Annotated in this window: 13 protein-coding genes and 2 riboswitches; of the genes, 9 read left to right on the top strand and 4 right to left on the bottom strand. The window is 62.1% G+C overall.

Features of this window, described 5'->3' with window-relative positions:
* Nucleotides 1–112 precede the first annotated feature (112 nt).
* Genes ACQKI2_RS12645 through ACQKI2_RS12635 form a run of 3 tightly spaced genes read right to left on the bottom strand, consistent with a single transcriptional unit; the run spans nt 113 to nt 4,517 of the window.
* The gene (locus ACQKI2_RS12645) at nt 113–1,651 is read right to left on the bottom strand and encodes a PepSY-associated TM helix domain-containing protein (RefSeq protein ID WP_427380021.1); all 1,539 of its coding nucleotides are present in this window, start codon (nt 1,649–1,651) and stop codon (nt 113–115) included.
* Nucleotides 1,651–2,229 (bottom strand): hypothetical protein, encoded by a 579-nt coding sequence (locus tag ACQKI2_RS12640; protein ID WP_427380020.1) that lies wholly within the window; start codon nt 2,227–2,229, stop codon nt 1,651–1,653. Before ACQKI2_RS12640 ends, ACQKI2_RS12645 begins: the two co-directional genes overlap by 1 nt.
* Nucleotides 2,226–4,517 (bottom strand): TonB-dependent receptor, encoded by a 2,292-nt coding sequence (locus ACQKI2_RS12635; RefSeq protein ID WP_427380019.1) that lies wholly within the window; start codon nt 4,515–4,517, stop codon nt 2,226–2,228. The genes ACQKI2_RS12640 and ACQKI2_RS12635 overlap by 4 nt, the downstream gene beginning before the upstream one ends.
* Before the next feature lie 396 nt (nt 4,518–4,913).
* On the opposite strand from ACQKI2_RS12635, the gene ACQKI2_RS12630 reads away from it, so the two are divergent.
* The 8 genes from ACQKI2_RS12630 to cobO all read left to right on the top strand — a co-directional run bounded on the left by ACQKI2_RS12630 (nt 4,914) and on the right by cobO (nt 19,355).
* Nucleotides 4,914–5,489, top strand: a complete 576-nt coding sequence (locus tag ACQKI2_RS12630) for an RNA polymerase sigma factor (RefSeq protein WP_427380018.1) — start codon at nt 4,914–4,916, stop codon at nt 5,487–5,489.
* A 37-nt stretch (nt 5,490–5,526) separates the two neighbouring features.
* A complete protein-coding gene (locus ACQKI2_RS12625) occupies nt 5,527–6,546 on the top strand; it encodes a FecR family protein (protein WP_427380017.1) in 1,020 nt (339 codons plus the stop codon).
* A 184-nt stretch (nt 6,547–6,730) separates the two neighbouring features.
* Entirely contained in the window at nt 6,731–9,586 is a 2,856-nt protein-coding gene (locus ACQKI2_RS12620; protein WP_427380016.1) for a TonB-dependent receptor domain-containing protein, read from the top strand.
* Between the two features lie 79 nt (nt 9,587–9,665).
* Nucleotides 9,666–11,810: an acylase gene (locus ACQKI2_RS12615; RefSeq protein WP_427380015.1), complete on the top strand. Its 2,145-nt coding sequence runs from the start codon at nt 9,666–9,668 to the stop codon at nt 11,808–11,810.
* A 21-nt stretch (nt 11,811–11,831) separates the two neighbouring features.
* The gene (locus ACQKI2_RS12610) at nt 11,832–13,376 is read left to right on the top strand and encodes a CRTAC1 family protein (RefSeq protein WP_427380014.1); all 1,545 of its coding nucleotides are present in this window, start codon (nt 11,832–11,834) and stop codon (nt 13,374–13,376) included.
* A gap of 66 nt (nt 13,377–13,442) precedes the next feature.
* Nucleotides 13,443–13,656: riboswitch (cobalamin riboswitch) on the top strand.
* 288 nt (nt 13,657–13,944) lie between these two features.
* The gene (cobW, locus tag ACQKI2_RS12605; protein ID WP_427380013.1) at nt 13,945–14,997 is read left to right on the top strand and encodes a cobalamin biosynthesis protein CobW; all 1,053 of its coding nucleotides are present in this window, start codon (nt 13,945–13,947) and stop codon (nt 14,995–14,997) included.
* 4 nt (nt 14,998–15,001) lie between these two features.
* On the top strand, nt 15,002–18,769 hold the full coding sequence (cobN, locus tag ACQKI2_RS12600) for a cobaltochelatase subunit CobN (protein WP_427380012.1): 3,768 nt from the start codon (nt 15,002–15,004) through the stop codon (nt 18,767–18,769).
* The gene (gene cobO / locus ACQKI2_RS12595) at nt 18,750–19,355 is read left to right on the top strand and encodes a cob(I)yrinic acid a,c-diamide adenosyltransferase (protein WP_427380011.1); all 606 of its coding nucleotides are present in this window, start codon (nt 18,750–18,752) and stop codon (nt 19,353–19,355) included. Before cobN ends, cobO begins: the two co-directional genes overlap by 20 nt.
* Here cobO and ACQKI2_RS12590 read toward each other — a convergent pair.
* On the bottom strand, nt 19,352–20,194 hold the full coding sequence (locus ACQKI2_RS12590) for an ABC transporter substrate-binding protein (protein ID WP_427380010.1): 843 nt from the start codon (nt 20,192–20,194) through the stop codon (nt 19,352–19,354). The two genes, cobO and ACQKI2_RS12590, sit on opposite strands and share 4 nt — an antisense overlap.
* Before the next feature lie 163 nt (nt 20,195–20,357).
* Between ACQKI2_RS12590 and ACQKI2_RS12585 the strand changes: the two genes are divergently transcribed.
* On the top strand, nt 20,358–21,386 hold the full coding sequence (locus tag ACQKI2_RS12585; RefSeq protein WP_427380009.1) for a FecCD family ABC transporter permease: 1,029 nt from the start codon (nt 20,358–20,360) through the stop codon (nt 21,384–21,386).
* 24 nt (nt 21,387–21,410) lie between these two features.
* Nucleotides 21,411–21,624: riboswitch (cobalamin riboswitch) on the top strand.
* Nucleotides 21,625–21,743: the final 119 nt, after the last annotated feature.

Raw genomic sequence — 21,743 nt, 5'->3', positions numbered from 1 at the left:
TTTCTGCTCAACTTGTTTGCGTTCCCGGCGAATGCAGGGCCGATCCTTGCGGCATATATTTACTATTGAGTGCCACGGCTGCTGTTGCCCGCAATACAGTTAGAGATGGCTGTCAGGCGGGGCGGGGTGTTTCTCCGGCGCCTCGCTTCAGAACGCTCGCGATCAGGACAAGGCCCGTCGCCGCAAGACAGGCATTGACGATCCAGGCCATGGGGTCGCTGGTGTGTGCGCCGTTCATGGCGGCATGTATCGCTGGCAGGCAAAGCAGAAGCGCGCCGCTGGCAAGGCGGAGGCGCGCCGACACTATCTTGGCTGGCCACAGGGCTGCTGTTCCAAGTGCGAGCAGGGTAGCCAGAAGCCAGACTGCAACAATAGTGAAGGCCGAGGCGGATGCCGGCGCCAGGAGCGCCGCAATGCCAGAGGCGGAGTAAGCGAGAGGCTGGCTCCAGATGCAGGCGATCCAGATGCGCTCCCAGCGCGGCGCAGGCCGGCCCTTGTCGCGCCGCCGGGCCAGCCAGACAGACACGCTGCTGACGGTTACAAGCGTAAGGCCCAGACCGAGCACACCATAGGCCAGCTTGACCAGCACGCCCCCGAACCAGCCAAAATGCAGAGGTGCGAGCACGCCGAAAATACGCTCGCCCAGGGTTGCTTCGTCCAGCCGGTCTGCCCGGATAAGCGATCCGGAACTATCGAAATAGAAATTGTCGCCCCGTGAAAGCCGGTGTGGGCGGGACGCCGTGATCAGGGTGGACTGGCCGCGTTCGTTCGGATGTTCAAGAAAGATGTAGCGCGGGGTCGTGGCGGGTGCGGCTTCGCTGACACGCGCCAGCATCGCGGGCAGGTCGGGCAAGGGGGCGGGCGTAGTATCTTCCGGCGGGTGGGGCGGCAGGAAATAATCATAGGCCTTGTTCACGTCGCCCTTGAAGAGAACCAGCGCCAGCACGGCGGCGATGATCGTCAGGAGGCCTAACAGCGCGCCGGTCAGCGATATGATGATATGGAAGGGAAGCCCCCAAATACCGATTCTTGTATGGATATCGGCTTCCTGGAGGCGCTTTGATCCGCCGATCCGTAGACTGAAGGCATCCTTGAAGACGCGGGGATGGGCAAACAGGCCCGAGATCAGAGAGGAAAGAAGGGCAACCCCCGTCAATCCGACAATGAACATCCCCCAAGCCTGGGGCAGGTGAAGATAGATATGCAGGCGCGCCAGGAAATCCGACCATGGCGTGCTGGCATCGGAGAGGATATGGCCCTCGGCGTTGAACAGCCAGCCGCGCTCTTCTGCGTGCCCTTCTGTTTCAGCGTGCAGTTCGAACCGCGGGAACCCAGGCCGGGGCAGGGTGATATAGGCGTGTTCGATCGGGCCATTCAGCTCGGCTGCCGCCGTTTCAAGGGCCGCCTGGATGGCATCAGGAGACACCTGCGTGAGCGGGGTGGCGGCCGGGCGTTCCCAGCGCTCGAATTCCTGAATGAAAACGGCGACGGTTCCGGACAGGCAAACAAGGTAGATGAGGGCCGCAAAGGCTAGGCCAAGCGCGGAATGTCCTGCCAGAACCGCGCGCACAAACCCCGCCGGGATCTTCGGCCAGATCGCGCGCCCCTGAGAGCGTTTCTGCTGCTTGGGAAGGGTTTCCGGCGCATTCATCAGGTGAAGCCTTTCAGGAAAGCGGCCGTAAAGGTGGTAACGGTGACGCCCGCAAGAAGGGCCGCCGCGCGAAGAATTCTATCATCGGATAATGTCCAGGCCATGGCTGCGCCCCAGAGCACGGGTACAAGCAGGCCCCCTGTGATGAGCCTCGTCTGCGGAACACCGGGCACCCAGACGGTATAGGCAATCGCAACACCCAGGGCGGCTGCCATTCCGAGGGGCCCGGCCAGCAGCACGCGCAGCCAGCCGCGCCACGCACTCGACGGACGGTCGGAGGGTTCGAGCGCGGCGTCACGGGCCTTGCGGGCCCGGCTCTGACGCCGCTCAAGGTTCAGCAACACGATTGCGAAGGCCCCAAGCGGGGCCATTGCCAGCGCGATGAACACGCCGCGCGCCGATCCGAGCCAGAAGGCCGGCCCCAGGATAGAGGCGGCCAGCAAGGCCCAGCCGGCCAGAATGAGCCATGGGCGTTGTGGGCTCCGCCGCTGCCAGGCGCCCTTCAGCAGCGCGCCGGAGACTACGCCAGCCAAGGCAATCACGGTGGCCGTCGCGAAGGTCAGCCCGGCTTCGGTCACCAGCGGGTCTCCAGGCTGATGCCCAGAACGCGGGGGGCGCCAAGGATCGCGCGATTGGTCGTGTCCTGATTGTATTGGACGTAGGCTTCGTCAAAGAGATTGTTCCCAAACAGGAAAACACCCCAGTGATCGCTTTCATAGCCAAAGCGCCCATTGACGAGGAGCCGCCCGTCCACCTTCGAGTCTTCCTGATCAACTCCCGTCGAGGAATAGGACCCCGTCCGGTAGTTCAGATTGAGGTTTCCGGTCAGGCCATTGTCCCAGTGATAATTGGTGCCCGCTGCAAAAGTCCAATGCGGCGCATAGGCAAACTCCGAGCCTGAAAGGTCCCCGAAGGTTTCACCGACCGAGACTTCAAACTCATCAAATTCCGTCTTTGTATAGCCGAGAGAGGCATACATATCGAACTGGCCGCCGGGCCGGTAGCTTGCTTCCAACTCGCCGCCATAGAGATGGGATTTGCCAGCATTGATGGTCTGGTAGTCATAGTCATTAAGGCCAAGCTGGACGAGCACCTGCTGATCGGTCCAGTCGACATAGTAGGCGTTGGCATTGACGGTAAGGGCGCCGTCAAGCCAGACCGAGCGGACCGACCCTTCATAGTTCCAGGTGTACTCGGAGTCGTAAGGCACCATCGTTGAGCGGGCCACATTGACCATGGTGCCCCCAGACCGGTAGCCGCGCTGGATCACGAAGCTGGTGCTGAGATCATCCGTCCAGTGATAGGTCAGCCCCGCCTTGGGAAGCCAAGCCTCGAACGTGCGCTCGGTTGGCGGGGCAGATCCCGCCGCCTGACCCACAAGATCGGCGACGCCCAGATTGATCCCGTAAATTGCTGTCCAGAGCGGCGAACCCACGGATCCGAAATCATCCGGGTTCGGATAAGTTCCGACGAAGACGGCATCCTGCACGAGATCAAGCTGGTTGGTCTCCCGATCATAGCGCAGGCCACCGACAAAGGTGAGCTTGCCGGTAAGATCGTAAGAAAAATCAGTGAAGAACGCTGTGGTTTGGATCTCGGTATTCGCGTCGGAATGATAGTCGACAGGAATCACAGGCAGCTGGGTATAATAAAGGCTTGCAAGGGCGCTGGCGGTGGCCGCATCCAGCCCGTTCATCTGCAAGAGGGCGGCAATCGTTCCGACAGGCGTGTTCACATTGGTCAGTGATGAGAGGAGGGAGGCTTCATCCCGGTCGGAATAATATCCGCCAATCAGGCCCTTCAGGCGGTCGCCCTGATAGGCCAGGCGAATCTCCTGGGTCAGCGAGTCTGTTTTCTGATCGTGGTTCCCCCAGGAGATAGGGTCAGGCCCGTAATCGCCGTCATAACTCGCCAGCTTGTCGAATTTGCTCCAGGATGTGACGCCCGACAGGGTCAGGCGATCGGAGATGTCATAGTCAAGCTCGAGATTGACAATGTCCGAAGTGATGTCGCTGGAATTGGGGTAGTCGGACAGGTCCACCCGGTTGTTGTAATAATCAGGAACGTCAGTCCGGTTATACGAATACATGTATCCCGACTTGCGGTCACTGTGGGTCCAGCCAAGCCGTGCGGTCAGGCCGGGCAGGGCGCCAGGTGTCCACATAAGCTTTGTGCGGAGTGTCTGGGCATCAAGCGGATTGTCGTCTTCTTGACGGGTGGGGTTGTAGACAAAGCCATCCGATTGGCGGTCTTCATAGGCAATCCGGAAGCCGAGTTCGCCGGGGATGATAGGTCCGCCACCGGCCGCAGCGAATGTCGTGTCGTCCGCATCGGTCGTCTGCGCTCTGGCCTTGAAGCTCCAGTCGTCCGTCGGGTCCTGAGACCGCATGACGATTGCCCCGGCAAGGGAGTTGCGGCCCTGAAGTGTGGATTGAGGGCCGCGCAGAACCTCTACCTGGGCAATGTCCCACATGTCTGCAGGCGAATTGAAGATGACCCCCTCCGGAATGGGCGCACCATCGACGAATACCGTTGCCAGTCCCGAGGCGCCGCCGCCTGAAACGTTTGCGTTGTTGATCCCGCGAATGGTGAAGCCGGATGACCCATAGGTCTCCGAAAGATTGGCTGTCCGGTTGATGATATCTGATAGGGAGAGAATGTTCTCAGCCTCAATCCGCGCCGCCGTGGTGACCGAGACGCTCGTGGTCGTCTCCTGAAGGGACCGGTCGATCTTCTCCCCACTGACGATAATAGCTTCCAGTGTCCGCTGCGTCTCGGTTTCGGGCGCATCTTCCGTTTCGGCATTTGCCGCGCTGGTCATGAGTAGTGCACCGACGCTGGCGGCGCTGAAAAGTTTCAGAAGCATCCTAGTCCCCGCAAACGCCTCTCCGTCGGAAGAGGCTTCAGAAAGGACGTGAGCTAGTGCGAATGATAATGATTGTCAATTGCATTGCGGGTCCGCGCTTGGATGAGGCCGGGGAGGCGCGTGGGGGCTGGTCCTGCGTGCCGTTACGCCTCCAAGCCCGGAGCGCCCGCGATAGCCGTCCGGCAGATAAACTGATCTCTATCCGGAATATGACGGGTGATATTTCGCGGATTGGGCCCAAAGACGTTGAGACGTAGAGAATCCGCCCATTCGAGATGCTCATTGACTGGATTATGCGCAGCGGGCAGCTTCCAAAAGTATATCCGGTGCGAAGCCTTGATGCCCAGCAGGAACAAGGCCACGCAATTCAGATGTTGAACAGATGCGGGCGTGGACGTGAGCAATTCACCTGTGGGGTCTCTGCCAATAGACCAGAGCGGCCGGCCGGCGCCATCCGGGGGCGGCCGGTCACATGCGGTTGCCATTGAGGAACTATACCGGACCTATTGGAAGGATCTCTGCCAGCAGCTCCGGAGGGCATTCGGCTCCGGGCCGCCCGAACCCGAAGATGTGGCGCAGGCTGCTTTCGCGCGGTTTGCAGAGCTTGGCGAGGCTGTGCAGGTCCGCAATCCGCGGGCCTTGCTGCTGGTGACGGCCCGGAACATCGTCCTGGACCACAAGCGCCGGAATGGGCGCCACGCTGCCTATGCCCGGTCGGTGCAGGCTGAACTCCTCAATGCGGGGCAGGATGATATCTCGCCCGAGCGCGCTCTGCTGGACATGGAGCGGCTGGAGATTGTAAGGCGCGCCATTGATCAGTTGCCGCACAAGCAGAAAGTTGTACTCAGCCTCCATAGGCACCGGGGATACACCTACCAGCAGATTGTCAGGGAAACGGGCTGGTCATATGGGGATGTCTACCGTCAGATGGAATCGGCGCTTGCTTCGCTCTCGGCAGCGTTGAAAAGCTGATCGAAATTCTAACCGGCCGGGGGATGGGCTATCTGACGTGACTCAGGACAACTGCAAGGAAAACCGGATAGAGGCGGCCGCCCGCAGTTGGGCGGTCTACCTGCATTCCGGCGATGCGCGGCCAGAGAAGATCGCAGAGTTCAATGCCTGGCTCGCCGCAGACCATGTCCACGCACTAGCCTTCCGCCGCTATGAAAAATTAATGAGCGATCTGGCGCTGATCCCCGAGCTGGGCGATGTCGAGATCACCCCCGGGCCAGTTCCGGCGCCTGCTTGGCGCCCGCTTGTTCACCGGCCTCAACAGCTGATCGCGGCAATTGCCATGATGGTGGTGGTCGTGGGCGGCGCGGTGATCGGCTTGGGCGCCTCCTTGCGCGGTTCGTCTGTGGCCGATCCGGCCTATGAAACGATGATTGCGGAAATCCGCGATATCCATCTGGGCGATGGCAGCGTCGTGACGCTCGGCGCCCGCTCGCGTATCGAACCGGCCTTTACCGACACGATGCGCATCGTGAAGCTCCAGGAAGGGGAGGCCTTCTTTGACGTGGCGTCGGACCCGGCGCGTCCCTTTTACGTCGAGGTGGGGGACCGCCTGATCCGCGTGGTGGGAACGCGCTTCGATGTGCGCCAGGGCCCTGAGACGGTAAGGATCGCGGTGGTGGAGGGGGTTGTCGAAGTGCTGCAGGCGGACACGCCTGAGCAGGCCGAGGCGACCCGCGAGGTGATAGAGAAGAATGTGCTGCGGGCGGGCGATGAAGTCGTGGCGCGCATCGGGTCGGTGGAGGCTATGCTCGGCGCCATAGAGCCGGCAGAAGCGGCGCCCTGGCGGCGCGGATGGCTGACATATGAAAACGCCAGCCTCGCCGAGATTGTATCGGACGCCAATCGTTACAGCCGCCGCCAGATCATCCTGGACGAAGAAGGTATCGGCGACCTGAGGATGACGGCAGCCTTCAGCGTGGAAAAGATCGACCAGTTCGCCGCAGGCCTTGAGGTGACGTATGGTCTGGTGGCGGATTATTCTGAACCCGGCAGGATTGTTCTGAGGGGCTCGTAACCCCGCCCAACTCCCAGGCGCGCTTAAAAGTTGGGTGAGCCCTGCTTAAAACATGCGCATATCCGGGCATGTGTAAGAAACATTCAACGCAGAACCTCATTTATTTTGGATAATCGCTGCCGCACGCTCGTCCTCATTCATGAGGGCCGCCTGCAGGGGGCGCCCGTATCGGGGTTACACATACATGCGCAAGACGCTTCATCCACTTCTCCGGGTCAGCCTGGCGAGCGCAGTCTCGGTGACTGCTTTGCAATTGGCATCGGCCTCCGCCCAGATAGCCACCAGCTCACCGGCGGCATTTGAGATCGAATCCCAGTCGCTGGCCAAGGCGCTGGTGAAATATTCCGAACAGTCGCACATGGTGATTGTGGCGCCTGTCGAACTGGTGAATGGCAAGACGTCTGCCGCTGTTCAGGGCATGTTTCCGCCCGAGCAGGCCCTGAGCAACCTTCTGACGGGTACGGGCCTGACCGTTCAGACACACAAAAGCGGCGCTCTTACTCTCCAACTCGCCTCGGTCGAGGAGGGCCGCAGCCCGGCCCGCCCTTTAGTGATGGCGCAGGCGGCGACCACGACGCCGCAACCCACGCCGGTCCCGGCAAGTAGTCCCGCAGAGGATAGTGTCAGCGTCCAGGAAACAGTCATTGTGACCGGTGTTCGCGGCGCGCCGCGCTCGATCATCGACAGCCCGACGCCGATCGATGTGTTTTCCGCCGATGACATTCAGCAGGGCAGCCCCACGGGCGTGTTTGAATCCCTGCGGTATCTTGTGCCGTCCTTTAACCTGCCGACCCGCGCAGGCGGTGGCACGGCCACAGTGATCGCCACGGGCGGCCTGCGCGGCCTGAACCCCGACCACACCCTGGTCCTCGTCAACGGCAAGCGCCGCCACAAGACGGCACTGATCAACTCGGTCTCGTCGCTCTATAACGGCGCTGCGGGTGTTGACCTCAACATGATCCCGTCCTCGGCGATTGCGCGTATCGAAGTGCTGCGCGATGGCGCGGCGGCCCAGTATGGTTCCGACGCCATTGCCGGCGTCATCAACATCATCCTGAAGGATAGCTCTGAAGGCGGCGAGGCCTCGGTCAGCTTCGGCGAGAATTTCGACCGTTCGGACGGCGAGTTCCTGACGGGCTCGCTCAACCAGGGCTATGCCCTCGGCGAGTCCGGTTTCGCGCATTTTTCCTACAGCTATATGGATCGCAACGCTTCCAACCGCGCAGTGCCGATTGCCGATACAGTAAATCTCTATCCGCTGCTTTCAGATGGCTCACGCGATCCCCGCGAAGCGAGCATTGACCGGCTCGTGACGACGAACTACGGCGCTTTCCCGCAGACCTCCCACACCTTCGGCGTGAACCTTGGCTATGAAACCAATGGCCTCGAACTCTACGCCTTTGGCACTTATGGCGCGCGGACGTCCGTACTTGACTGGTCCTATCGGGCGCCCAACAACATTGCCTCCCTGCCGGAAGTTTATCCCAACGGCTTCAGACCGCGTCTCACGATCTATGAAGACGATTTCGAGATTGCTGGCGGCATTCGTGGAAATTACAGCGGATGGGACTGGGATCTGTCGTCCAATTACGGGATCGACCTCACCGATTGGGAAAACGACAATGGCCTCAATGCCAGCCTTGGCCCGGCGAGCCCGACGCATTTCGAAGTCGGCCGGCTGATCTCGTCCGAATGGGTCAATTCGTTCGACGCAACCCGCCCCTATGACCTTGGCAGCTCCGGTGAACTGCAGGTGTCTTTCGGCTTGCAGCATCGTCTTGAGAAGTATGAAATCGAGGAAGGCGAAGAAGCCAGCTGGGCCGCCGGCACCTATGTGCGCCCGGTGGGTCAGCAGTTCGCCGGGCAATTGCAGACCCCCGGCTCGCAGGCTACACCCGGCTTCCGTCCGGATGATGCCGGATCGATTGACCGCAACAACCTGTCCGTCTACGGCGAACTTGGTTGGAGCGCGACGGATAAGCTGTTCCTGTCCGGCGCCCTGCGCTTTGAGAGCTTCGATGACGAAGCGGGCGAGGAGCTGATCTACAAGCTCAACGGCCGTTATGAATTCACCGATTGGCTGGCAGCCCGGGCCTCCTTCAACACGGGCTTCCGGGCGCCGACCCTGGCCCAGCAAGCCTATTCCTCCACCACGAGCCAGTTCCGCGATCTCGACGGGGACGGTGAGAACGAACTGCTGCTGCTGAAGAACCTGCCGGTCAATTCCGCGGCGGCCATCGCCCTGGGGGCCAGCCCCCTCGTGCCGGAAACCTCGGAGAATATCAGCTTTGGCTTCACACTGACGCCGCTAAACAATCTGGCGATCACCATCGATGCCTACCGGATCGATGTGGATGACCGGATTGCGGTAACCACCACCTTCTCGCCGCTCGACACCCGTTTGTCGGCAGATGGGGTGACGACCATCGGCCAGCAGATCCAGAACATCCTGACGGCCAACGGTCTGCCCGCTGAGATCAGCGGACAATACTATACCAACGCAATCGACACGCGCACCGAGGGCGTCGATGTGGTGGCGACCTACACGCTGCCGACGGACAGTTTTGGTGATTTCGCCCTCAAGGCCGGTTACAACAAGAATGAAACCGAGATCACCGGCATCATCGACAATCCTGCGGCGCTCTCGGCCCTGGGAGATATCGAGATATTCGACCGGAGCAAGCAGAACGCCCTGACCACCGCCATTCCCGATTCCAAGATAACGCTCGGGCTGGATTGGACATTCGGCGGCTTCACGGCCAATGCGCGGACCACGCGGTTTGGCTCCTACACTGTCGAGAACGCAACCAATCCGTCGGCAGACTATGACGTTGACCCCGCCTGGATCACCGATCTGGAGATCGGCTATGCGATCAGCGAAGCGTTGAGCGTGTTTGCCGGGGCGAACAACGTGTTCAACGAATATCCCCAGGAGATCGCGGCGCCCGGCTCAACGACGGGATCTAACATGTACAACACGTTCGCACCCTTCGGCTTCACGGGTGGATCATGGTTCGTCCGCGGCGTCTATAAGTGGTAAGGTAAGGCTTATGGCCCGGCATATTGCTGCCGGGCCATATCCATTCTGCAGGCAGATAAAAATTGAGAGGATTTGAGGGATGAAACAATTGAGGTTGGCTGCGGCCGGCTTCCTGGTGATGGCCCAGCTGGGGCTCGCAGGATGCGCAAGCGGCGGAAACGCTGCGTCGGCCCTCGCGGAGGAGAGCGCGCCCGCACCCCTGCAGGCCGAGATTCTCTGGGACACCTATGGCGTGCCGCACATCTATGGTCCGGATGCCGAAACCGTATTCTATGGCTATGGCTGGGCGCAGGTCGCCAGCCACGCCAACACGGTGCTGCGCCTCTATGGCGAAGCGCGCGGCAAGGGCGCCGAATACTGGGGCGCAGAGTATGAAGAGACCGCCAGATGGCTCGTCATGAACGACGTGCCCGCACGCTCCCAGAAATGGTATGATGCCTATTCACCGGAATTCCGTGCAAAGATCGATGCTTTTGCCGAAGGCATGAATGCGTATGCCGCCGCTCATCCCGAAGCGATTGACCCTGAACTTGCCGTCGTTCTTCCCGTCAGCGGCGTGGATGTTGTGGCCCATGCCCACCGCCTGATGAACTTCATCTACGTTGCCTCCCCTGGCCGGGTGGCCGGGGAGGGCGATCCGCCCGAGCTTTCCGAGCAGGGCTCCAACACCTGGGCTGTCGCGGGCTCCAAGACGGCATCCGGCAACACGATGTTGCTGCAAAACCCGCACCTTCCCTGGGGCACGGGATATTTCATCTATTACGAAGCTCACCTCACAGGGCCTGACTTCGAAATCTATGGCGCCACACAGATCGGCCTGCCGGTCATCCGCTTTGCCTTCAACCAGCAGATGGGCATCTCCAACACTGTCAACGGAATGCTGGGCGCCACCACCTATCAGCTTACGCTGAAAGATAATGGCTATCTCTTCGACGGCGAAGTGCTGCCCTTCGAGGTCCGCGAAACTGGATACAAGGTGCGCCAGGAAGATGGCAGCCTGCTGGACGTGCCCGTCTCCGTGCGCTCCACCGTTCACGGCCCGGTCTTCGACAAGCCCGATGGCACAGCGGTTGCCCTGCGCGTTGCCGGCCTCGACCGGGGCGGCATGCTGGAACAGTATTTCGACATGGTCACCGCCGACAGCTACGCGGATTTCGACGCCGCAATGAGCCGCCTGCAGGTGCCGACCTTCAATATCTCCTACGCAGACCGCGACGGGCATATCGAATACACCTTCAATGGCATCGCGCCCAAGCGCGCTTCGGGCGATCTTGCCTTCTGGCAGGGCCTCGTGCCGGGCGATACGTCCGAATATCTCTGGACGGAGGTTCACCCCTTCGAGGATCTTCCGCGCGTGACAGACCCTGCGACCGGATTCATTCAGAACTCCAACGATCCGCCATGGGAGGCGACCTATCCTGTCGCTTACAAGCCGGAAGACTTCCCGCCCTATCTCGCTCCGCGCACGCCGCTCTCCATGCGGGCCCAGGAATCCATCCGGATGATGGCGGAGGCAGAAAACCTCACCCTGGACGATTTCGTCGAGCTGAAGCTCTCCGCCAATGCGCTGATGGCAGACCGCGTGCTGCCCGATCTTCTGGCCGCTGCCGCCAATGATCCGGACCCGGATGTGCAGGCTGCCGTCCAGGTCCTGTCGGACTGGGACCGCACCTTCTCCAGCGATAACCGCGCCGGTGTCCTCTTCGAGGAATGGGCAAAACTCTTTTCCGGCCCGCGCATGACGGGGCAGGCAGGATTTGCCGTGCCCTGGTCGGCGGATGATCCGGTCAACACGCCTTCGGGTCTCAAAGACCCTGCCGCTGCCGTCGGGCAGCTGCGCAAGGCAATTGCCGCCACCAAGGAGAAATATGGGCGGATCGATCCGGTCTATGGCGAAGTTTCACGCTTCATCCTTGAGGATGTGGATGTGCCTGGCCATGGCGGCTTTGGAAATCTCGGCGCCTTCCATGTCATCACCTGGTCGGACCCGAACGGCGAAGGCGTACGCACGCCCACGCATGGGGAAACCTGGGTGGCGATGATCGAGTTTTCGACGCCGGTGAAGGCTTACGGCCTGATGAGCTATGGCAACTCCCGCCAGCCCGGCACCGGTCATTACAGCGACCAGTTGGATATGCTCTCGGAAGGAAAATACCGTGAGCTCTGGCTGCAGCGCGATCAGGTGGAAGCCAATCTTTCCGAACGCACGCCGCTCAATCGTTAATCCGATAACGGAACAGAAATCATGCGATATCGTCTGAAATACCTGCCGGCTGTGCTTCCGCTGCTGGCGGCTGCCTGCGCGGCAACGCCTGAAGCGCCTCAGCTTGCCGAGAGCGGGCTTGCCGCTCCGGTGGCCGAAGAGGCCGGGCCCCTGTTGCCCTTCGTTTCGGTCCAGCCGGAACTCTTCGGCGAAGCTGGCTCCCTCTCCAATGCCTGGGCCGATTTCGATGGCGATGGGCAGCTTGATCTCGCCGTCTCCGTGAAGGGCGGCGCGATCCGTCTCTATAAACAGGATAATGGCGTCTTCACCAGCGTCGGCGAAGCCCTCGGCCTGCCAATGTCCGGCCCGGAATTCCGTGGCCTGAGCTGGGGCGATTTCAACGGGGATGGCTATCCTGACCTTATGGCTGGTGCCACCTCGCCGGAAGAACTCAGCCGCGTCTTCCGCAACGAGGCCGGGCAGGGGTTCACCGATGTCGCGCCCGAGATCGGCCTGACGATCCCCGGCCGCTCGGCCCGTCAGACCAACTGGATCGACTATGACAATGACGGCGATCTGGATGTCTATTCGGCAAACCGTGCCGGCGGGAACAAGCTTTATCAGAATACAGACGGCGTGTTCACGGAAGTCTTCACTGGCGAGGGCCCGAGCGACCCCCGCCCCACGGTCGGCGCCTGCTGGTTCGACTATAATCAGGACGGCAGGATCGACCTCTTCCTGACCAACCAGTCGGGCGCCGAAGATGCCGTCTGGCGCAATGATGGCGCAGGTTTCACCGATGTTGCCGCTGAGATCGGCATCGAAACGTCAGGCCGCACGCAGCAGGAAGGCGGCGTCGGCTGCGCTGTCGGCGATTTCGACAATGACGGCCTGCTCGACGTCTATTTCATCAATTACGGCCCCAACAAACTCTATCGCAACAAGGGTGACGGCACGTTCGAAGATGTCACTGAAGCCTTTGGCGTGGCAGAGCCCGATCATGCCGTTGGCGGCGACTGGGGCGACTTCAACAATGATGGCCATCTCGATCTGTTCGTGGTCGGCTATGAAGGGCCCTTTGGCGAGCAGGTTCCGGTCAATTATCTCTACCTGAATGATGGCAAGGGCGGGTTCAGCAATATCCTCCCCCTCGATCATCCCATGAACGCGGGCGATCATGGCGCCATCTGGGTGGACTATGATCTGGACGGCGCGCTCGATCTGTCGCTGACTGACGGCTATGGCCCGGAGGGGGGACACTTCGTCTTTCGTAACGAGCTTTCCGGTAAGGCGGCCGGCCGCGCGCTCAATGTCATGGTACTGAACAAGGCCGGAACCGGCATTGTTCCGGGGGCGGAGGTCCGTCTTTATGATGGGGCTGGCAACATCCTCGCCACGCGGCTGATACATACAGGCGGAGGCTACAACGCCCAGAGCGCCATCCCGGTGCACTTCGGCCTGAAGAACCTCTCGCCCGTCACGGTCGAGGTTACCTTCCTGACGCCCGAGGGCCGCGTGACCCAGACCGTGTCCGGTGTCGATCCTGCCGAATGGGCCGGAAAGGCCTTCGCCGTTCAACAGCAGTGAACGGCGAAGGCGGTTCTTCGCCAGACCAGCCTTCCGGAAATCTCTGGACAGAGGCGCGCGCCGCGCCTACACGAAGGTTCTGACGGTTCCCCTTTATCGGGGGATTAAAACGGGAATGCAGTGAGGAGCGTTAGCTTTGAATCTGCAGCTGTACCCGCAACTGTAACCGGCGAGCTTTGCCGCGATATGCCACTGGTGCGCCCGGAAGGGTGTTCTGGGAAGGCGCGGAGGGAAGCGATGAACCGGAAGCCAGGAGACCTGCCGTCAAATTGTCGCCCCTCTTCCGACCGGGTCTAGTCGGCAGAGCGGAACTCCGTCGTGGCGGCAGTAGTGATTGGCTGACGTGTGAGCGTCGGTAAGTTGCCTGTTGCTGTCCTGCGGCAAGGGGTTGCTTCCGTCTGCCATGCGTCCTGAGCCCGGCTGCCGCAATGCTGCCGGAGGGGAGAGTGGATAGGATGGTTCGCTTCGCGAATCGGATGTTCCGCCTTGGTCAGGCGGCGCCCCCGCGCCGTCTGCGTGCGCTCTCAGCTGATCGGTCCTCCCATCTGATCGCTGCGAAGGCACCGCCATGACTGACACTTCTGCCCGCACGGGCAAAATTCCGGCCACTGTAATCACAGGCTTCCTCGGTTCCGGAAAGACAACACTCATCCGCCATCTGATCGAAAACGCCGGTGGCCGCCGCATTGCCCTCATTATCAACGAGTTTGGGGATGTCGGCGTAGACGGCGAAATCCTGAAAGGCTGCGGTGTGGAAAGCTGCAGGGAAGATGACATCATCGAACTGGCCAATGGCTGCATCTGCTGCACGGTCGCCGATGATTTCCTGCCCACCATGCAGGCGCTGATCGAGCGGGACATCCCCCCGGACCATATCGTCATCGAGACCTCGGGCCTTGCCCTGCCAAAACCCCTCGTCCAGGCCTTCAACTGGCCGGAAGTCCGCACCCGCGTGACCGTCGATGGCGTGGTGACGCTCGTGGATGCCGACGCTGTGGCGCAGGGGCGATTTGCCCATGATGAGGACGCCCTCAGCGCCCAGCGCGCGGCCGACGAAATGCTGGACCATGACAGCCCGCTCGAGGAACTCTTCGAGGACCAGCTCCATTGCGCCGATATGGTCGTGCTGACCAAGGCAGATCTCGTTTCCCCGGATGTGCTTGAAGATGTCCGCCGGAATTTGACCGCGCATACACGCCCCGGCGTATATTTCGTTCAGGCCGAGAGAGGAAACCTTCCGGCCGATACCCTACTCGGGCTGGGGATTGCCGCCGAAAACGGGATTGAGCACCGCCATTCGCATCACGACGCCGAAGGCGAAGACCACGATCATGATGACTTTGACAGCTTCGTCGCAAGCATGGAGTCTGTTCCGTCAGCGGAGGTTCTCGCCCAGCGGATCGCCGCGCTCGCCAAGGCTGAGGAAGTCTACCGGGTGAAAGGATTTGTGCCGGTGGAAGGGCGTGACATGCGCCTTCTGGTGCAGGCGGTCGGCCCCCGGGTGAACTGGCACTTCGATAGGGCCTGGAAGGAAGCCGAACCGCGCGCGGGGCGGCTGGTTGTCATCGGCGCTTCGGGCTTCAACCGCGCCAATGCCGAGCGGATCCTGAAGGGCGGCTGAGCCGATGCATCTCCTGAACATTCGGGATGGTCAGGTCAGCGATGGCTCAGAGCCGGTTGATCTCGGCCAGTCGCCCGGCGAGATCGTTGTCCTCTCGGCGGCAGATACAGATTTGTCGGCGCTGGAAGCGGCGCAGCGCCGGGCAGGCGAGGGCGCGCCCACGCTCCGCCTCGCCAATTTGATGACCCTGCAGCACAATTTCTCCGTCGATCTCTATGTCCAGAAGATAATCGCCCAGGCCAAAATCGTCTGTGTGCGGGTGCTCGGCGGGCGCACATACTGGCCCTATGGCGTTGCGGAGATTGTACGGGCCGCGCGGGAAAATAACGTCCAGCTCGCGATGATACCCGGCGATGGCCGGCGCGATCCGGACCTTGAAGGACTTTCAACCATCTCCCCGGAAGACCGGGCCCGCCTTTGGGCTTATCTTCAGGAAGGCGGGCCGGATAACCTCTCCGCATTCCTTCAGCATACGTCCTGGATGATTGGCCGGCGGCCTTTGCCTGGCCCCGACCCCGCAGAAATCCCGCGCGCAGGCCTCTACTGGCCCGGCGCCGCGCCGGGCGCAATGAGCCATATGACCCAGCTCTGGGGCCGGCAGGCGCCCATCGCTCCGATCATCTTCTACCGCGCCTATTATCTCGCCGGGCAAATGCAGGCGCTGGACGCGCTCATCACCGCCATTCATGAAGCTGGCCTCAATCCCCTGCCTGTCTTCCTGCACAGCCTGAAGGACACGGTCTGCGAAGCGTTCGTGGGCGGATTGATCGCCGAGGCATCGCCCGACATCATCCTGAATCTGACAGGCTTCGCCGTATCCACGCCCGGCGAAACCCGTCAACCCGCGGTTCTCGAACGCGCCGGTTGCCCCATTCTTCAGGGGGTGCTCAGCAGCGGCGCAAGGGAGGAATGGGCGGCGGGCACGCGCGGCCTCTCCGCGCGTGATGTCGCCATGAGTGTCGCCCTGCCGGAGGTCGATGGCCGTATCCTCACCCGCGCCATCGCCTTCAAGGAACGCGCCGTCTCCAGCGCACTGACACAGCATGCCAGCGTCCGGCATGTGCCTGTGCCAGACCGGACAGCATTCGTCGCGGCCCAGGCAGCCGCCTGGGCGCGTCTGCGCCGCACGCCCGCATCAGGCCGCCGGGTCGCCCTCATCCTCGCCAATTATCCCAACCGTGACGGGCGCCTCGCCAACGGCGTCGGCCTCGATACGCCCGCCGGAACGATTGAAGTGCTCAAAGCCCTGAACGCCGCCGGATACACAGTGCCGGAAGCCCCACACTCCCCCGCATCCCTGATGAACCTACTTGCCAGCGGCCCAACAAATGACCGCAGCAAAGAGCCCTCTCTGGATGGCGTGATCCTTCCGCTGGCTGAGTATAACGACTTCTGGGAATCCCTTCCGAAAACTGTCCGCGATCAGATAACAGCACGCTGGGGCGCCCCGCCACAGGATCCCTTCTTTGAGCCGGAGGCGGACGGTTTCCGGCTCGGGATACACCGCTTCGGGAATGTCGTGCTGGGTGTCCAGCCGGCGCGCGGCTACAACATCAATCCCGTGGAAACCTATCACAGTCCGGACCTGCCTCCGCCTCACGGCTATCTGGCCTTCTATGCCTGGCTGCGCCGGGCGTTCGGGGCCCATGCCATCATCCATATGGGTAAGCACGGCAATCTCGAATGGCTTCCCGGCAAGGCGCTCGCCCTGTCCGAAGCCTGCTATCCGGAGGCGGTCCTCGGCCCGTTGCCGCACATCTATCCCTTCATCGTCAATGATCCCGGCGAGGGCACACAGGCCAAGCGGCGCGCCAGCGCCGTCATCATCGACCATCTCACACCGCCGATGACGCGCGCGGAAAGCTATGGCCCGCTGAAAGACCTTGAAGCGCTGGTGGACGAGTATTACGAAGCCGCCAGCCTGGACGCGCGGCGGCTGAAGCCTCTGCGCCACGACATTCTTGAGGCCGCGGCGCGTGCCGGCCTCGACCGGGATGGCATCTACACGCCGGGAGACGAGGACGAGGCCATCGCCGCCCTCGACAATTACCTCTGTGAGCTGAAGGAAATGCAAATCCGTGACGGCCTGCACGTCTTCGGCCGCGCGCCGGAAGGGCGTCTGCTGGCGGATCTCGCCGTTGCCATCGCCCGCGCCCCGCGTCATGATGGGCAGGGCGCAAACGCCTCGCTCCTGCGGGCCCTGGCGGCCGATATGACCCTTGGCTTCGATCCGCTGAACTGCCGTCTCGGGGATGCCTGGGAGGGGCCCCGGCCGCAACATCTTGCCGCCCTGTCCCGGGATACCTGGCGAACCCATGGCGATACCGTGGAGCGGCTCGAACTGCTCGCCGCAGCGCTCATAGCGGGCGCTCCGATACCGGCTGACTGGCAGCGGACGAATGCCGTGATGGGCAATGTTCGCGGCGTCTTGCTGCCATCGCTCACGGCTTGCGGGAAGCAGGAAATCTGCGGGCTTCTCGCCGCGCTCGAGGGCCGTTTCGTTCTGCCCGGCCCCTCCGGCGCGCCCACGCGCGGGCGCCCGGATGTACTGCCTACGGGAAAGAATTTTTACTCCGTAGACACACGCTCAGTCCCTACGCGAACCGCCTGGGCGCTCGGCTGGAAATCTGCCCAGCTTCTGGTCGAGGACTATCGCCAGCGCGAAGGCATGTGGCCGCGTGCCATGGCCATTTCCGCATGGGGAACGTCGAACATGCGCACAGGCGGGGATGATGTCGCCCAGACCCTCGCCCTGATGGGGGCCCGCCCGAAATGGGATGATGCGTCGCGCCGTGTCACGGGATTTGAAATTCTCCCGCTCGCTCTGCTGGCGCGCCCCAGGGTCGATGTAACCTTCCGCGTCTCGGGCTTTTTCCGCGATGCCTTCCAGGATCAGATGGACCTGATCGATTCGGCCGCCCGCGCCATCATGAAACTGGACGAGCCCGAGGCGGACAATCCACTTGCCGCCCGGTATCAGGAAGAGCGCAGTGTACTGATGGCAGATGGCCACGCCGAATACGCCGCAGACATGCAGGCCGGCGCGCGGGTGTTCGGCTCAAAGCCCGGCGCATATGGCGCAGGCCTCCAGGCGCTCATTGATGAAGGCATCTGGCAGCACCGGAGCGCTTTAGGAGAAGCCTATCTCGAATGGGGCGGCTATGCCTATGGCGGCGGCCAGGCGGGCAGGGCTGATCGCGCCTCGCTGGAGCGGCGCATCCGCAGGGCCGATGCCATCGTCCACAATCAGGATAACCGCGAGCATGACCTTCTCGACTCGGATGATTACTACCAGTTCGAAGGCGGTCTGGCGGCGGCCGCCGAGGCCTTGAAGGGGAAGGCACCCGTGATCTATCACACCGACCATTCCCGCCCGGAAACCCCAAGGGTCCGCACACTGGCGGAAGAGATTGCCCGCGTCGTGCGCGCCCGCGCGGCCAATCCAAAATGGATCGAAGGCGCCATGCGCCACGGCTATAAGGGCGCCTTCGAGATGGCCGCCACGCTGGATTATCTCTTCGCTTTTGCCGCGACCACCGATGCGGTCAAGGATCATCAGTTCGATATGCTGTACGGCGCCTATCTGTCAGACGACAGGGTTGCCGCCTTCATCCGAGACAATAATCCCGCCGCCCTTCGCGAAATGGCGGCGCGTTTTCTGGAGGCGCTGGAGCGGGGTCTCTGGAAGCCCCGTCTCAACAGCGTCCGCCCCACCCTCGAAACCCTGATTGCTAAAACCGGAGGAGCCCCCCATGACCGCTCAGGACGATGACCGTCATAATGAGAAGATGAAAAAGAAAAAGGCCGTCCGTGACAAGATCATGTCCGGCAAGACGGTGGAGAAGGGTCTCATCATCGTCCACACCGGCAAAGGCAAAGGCAAAAGCACGGCCGCGATGGGCATGGTCTGCCGGGCCATCGGCCATAACATGAAGGTGGGCATCATCCAGTTCATCAAGGGCGCCTGGGCAACCGGCGAGAAACAGGTCTTCGATGCTTTCCCGCATCTCGTCACCATGCAGGCTATGGGTGAAGGCTTCACTTGGGAAACACAGGATAAGGCCCGCGACATCGCGGCTGCCATGAAGGCCTGGGAGGCGGCAAAAGCCATGATCCTCGATCCCGAAATCCGCCTCGTCGTGTGTGACGAGATCAACGTGGCGCTACGCTATGATTATATTCCGTTGGCGGATGTTCTGGAAACGCTCGCCGCCAGGCCGGAAGATAGCCATGTCGTACTGACGGGGCGCAACGCGGCCGAAGAATTGATCGAAGCGGCCGATCTGGTCACTGAGATGACCCTCCTGAAACATCCTTTCCGCTCCGGCGTGAAGGCGCAGGCGGGGATCGAGTTTTAGTGCGGAGCGTCTTCTAATGCCTTGAATTGGCGCTGCATTTCCTCCACCGCTGCCGGAAAGGACGGCCCGCCGCAAACGGTCATCGCCTCGGGAATCTCGATCCAGCGGGCCCGTGCATAGAGAGCTTTCAGCGCTGGATGCTCCAGCACTTCCTTGCCGATGTCCCGCTCGTTACTGGTAGGCACGCCGGTCACAAGGATGGCCGGCTGGGCCGCCAGCAGCACTTCCATAGAGACCCTCTGTGTGCGGCGCGCGCCCATCCGGCCGGCGATGTTCTCAAGGCCGGCCCAGCGCATGATTTCAGACATCAGGGTGGCCTGCCCGGAAATGAACCCCCGGCGCTGATAATGGGCGGCTGCGGGGCGTGCCTCCGGCGCCGCTTCCCACGCGGCTTCAAGCCGCCTCTCGATATCTGTGATCAATTCCTCGCCGCGCGCCTGCGCGCCGATGGCCCCGGCGATGGCCCGCGTCTGTGCGCGGATATCCTCCAGCGTATGCGCCGGTTCAATCTCCAATACCGGAATATTCTGTGTCTCCAGGAAGATGCGAATCTCCGGCCGCCGGATACGGCTGGCGATCACTAGGTCGGGCCTCAGAACGGTAAGTTCTTCGGCATTGCCGTCTGACACCGGCCAGTCTTTCGCCTTTTCTGAACTGAAGGAAAGCGCCGGATTGCGCGCATTGTGGGAAAGGGCTGCCACCTGGTCCGGGTCCGCCAGCTCCATCAGATACTGATCCGCGCAGAGGTTCAGCGAAACGATCCGTTGTGGCCGCGCGTCGGCATCGGCAGCGCCGGAGAGGGCCAGCAGGAGAGAGGCAGTCAGGGCTTTCAGCTTCATAAAACCTGCTCCCGGCGGATGAGAAGGCGCAGCCATGTCACATCCGGAAAAAATCGCAAGCCATGCTTGGCGCCGGGGCGCATTCTGGTCTAAGGGTCGATCTCGGGTTCCGGGACACTCAGTTGACGGAATGCCTTCGGATCGATCTTGACGAGTTCCGCCCATGCAGATTTCCGCCGCCACCCTCCGCCCGGAGCAGGCTGTCACTGATACTGCCAAATGGCTGCTCGGCGCGGGCGCGCTGCTCGTCATGGCGGCGCTGTCGCTGATGACCGGCCCTGTCGCCATCGGCGCCGGAGAGGTTTTCCGCGCCCTGTTTGGCAATGCAGACGCGGTGACGAACACCATCATCCGGGAGCTGCGCCTGCCGCGCCTCATGCTCACCCTTGGCGTGGGCGCCATGCTCGGCGGGGCAGGGGCGGCGCTCCAGGGCTATCTGCGCAACCCGCTGGCAGAGCCCTCCATTCTTGGTGTCGCGAGCGCCGCCGCGCTTGGCGCCGTTGTCGCGCTCTACTTCGGTCTCGCCAGCGTTGCGGGTATTTTTCTGCCGCTCATGGCGGCGGTGTTCGCGCTCGCGGCGACGCTTCTCCTCTTTGTTTTTACGATGTTTTCTGCCTCCGGTCTCAGCCTCATTCTGGCGGGTATCGCCATCGGTTCACTGGCCGGGGCGGGCATTTCGCTTGCCCTCAATCTGTCGCCAAACCCCTTCGCGGCGATGGAGATCACCTTCTGGCTGCTCGGCTCGGCGGAGGATCGCAGCTGGCGCCATGTGGGGTTGTCGGTGCCGCTGATCGGGCTCTGCCTCGCGGTTCTCTTCAGTGACAGGCGCGCCCTTGACGCGCTCACGCTCGGCGAAGACGCCGCCCGCGCGCTTGGCTACAATCTCACACTGGTCCGCATGCGGCTGATTGTCAGCGTGGCGCTGGGCGTCGGCGCCGCCGTGTCCGTCACCGGCGCGATCGGCTTCGTCGGCCTTGTCGCGCCCCATCTTGCCCGCAGTGTTGCCGGCAGCCTTCCCTCGCGTCTCATTGCGCCCTCGGCGCTCATGGGCGCGCTGTTACTCACCGCGGCAGATATCCTCGTGCGCCTCATCCCGACCACGAATGAACTGCGTCTCGGCGTCGTCACCGCGCTTATCGGTGCGCCTTTTCTCGTCATCATCCTCTATCGCACGCGCCGGCGCGAAGCATAGGGCTGGACAAGTGCCGCCACCAAATGTATCGGCGTTCATGACGGTTCCCCTTTATCGGGGGATTAAAACGGGAATGCAGTGAGGAGCGTTAGCTTTGAATCTGCAGCTGTACCCGCAACTGTAACCGGCGAGCTTTGCCGCGATATGCCACTGGTGCGCCCGGAAGGGTGTTCTGGGAAGGCGCGGAGGGAAGCGATGAACCGGAAGCCAGGAGACCTGCCGTCAAATTGTCGCCCCTCTTCCGACCGGGTCTAGTCGGCAGAGCGGAACTCCGTCGTGGCGACATCTGAGAGGCGGGTGCTGAACGCACCCTCGCTTCCGGCTGTCGCGCAGGCGCCCTCCGGAAAGAGATTGCGT

The organism is Hyphomonas sp. NPDC076881, assembly GCF_050269995.1.
Classification (GTDB): Bacteria; Pseudomonadota; Alphaproteobacteria; order Caulobacterales; family Hyphomonadaceae; genus Hyphomonas.
The sequence above is the reverse complement of the archived record's forward strand: the minus strand, read 5'-3'. Positions and strand labels throughout refer to the sequence as shown.

Coding starts and splice junctions, on each gene's coding strand:
- ACQKI2_RS12645 (WP_427380021.1), bottom strand. CDS start 1,651: ATGAATGCGCCGGAAACCCTTCCCAAGCAGCAGAAACGCTCTCAGGGG.
- ACQKI2_RS12635 (WP_427380019.1), bottom strand. CDS start 4,517: ATGCTTCTGAAACTTTTCAGCGCCGCCAGCGTCGGTGCACTACTCATG.
- ACQKI2_RS12620 (WP_427380016.1), top strand. CDS start 6,731: ATGCGCAAGACGCTTCATCCACTTCTCCGGGTCAGCCTGGCGAGCGCA.
- ACQKI2_RS12615 (WP_427380015.1), top strand. CDS start 9,666: ATGAAACAATTGAGGTTGGCTGCGGCCGGCTTCCTGGTGATGGCCCAG.
- ACQKI2_RS12610 (WP_427380014.1), top strand. CDS start 11,832: ATGCGATATCGTCTGAAATACCTGCCGGCTGTGCTTCCGCTGCTGGCG.
- cobW (WP_427380013.1), top strand. CDS start 13,945: ATGACTGACACTTCTGCCCGCACGGGCAAAATTCCGGCCACTGTAATC.
- cobN (WP_427380012.1), top strand. CDS start 15,002: ATGCATCTCCTGAACATTCGGGATGGTCAGGTCAGCGATGGCTCAGAG.
- cobO (WP_427380011.1), top strand. CDS start 18,750: ATGACCGCTCAGGACGATGACCGTCATAATGAGAAGATGAAAAAGAAA.
- ACQKI2_RS12590 (WP_427380010.1), bottom strand. CDS start 20,194: ATGAAGCTGAAAGCCCTGACTGCCTCTCTCCTGCTGGCCCTCTCCGGC.
- ACQKI2_RS12585 (WP_427380009.1), top strand. CDS start 20,358: ATGCAGATTTCCGCCGCCACCCTCCGCCCGGAGCAGGCTGTCACTGAT.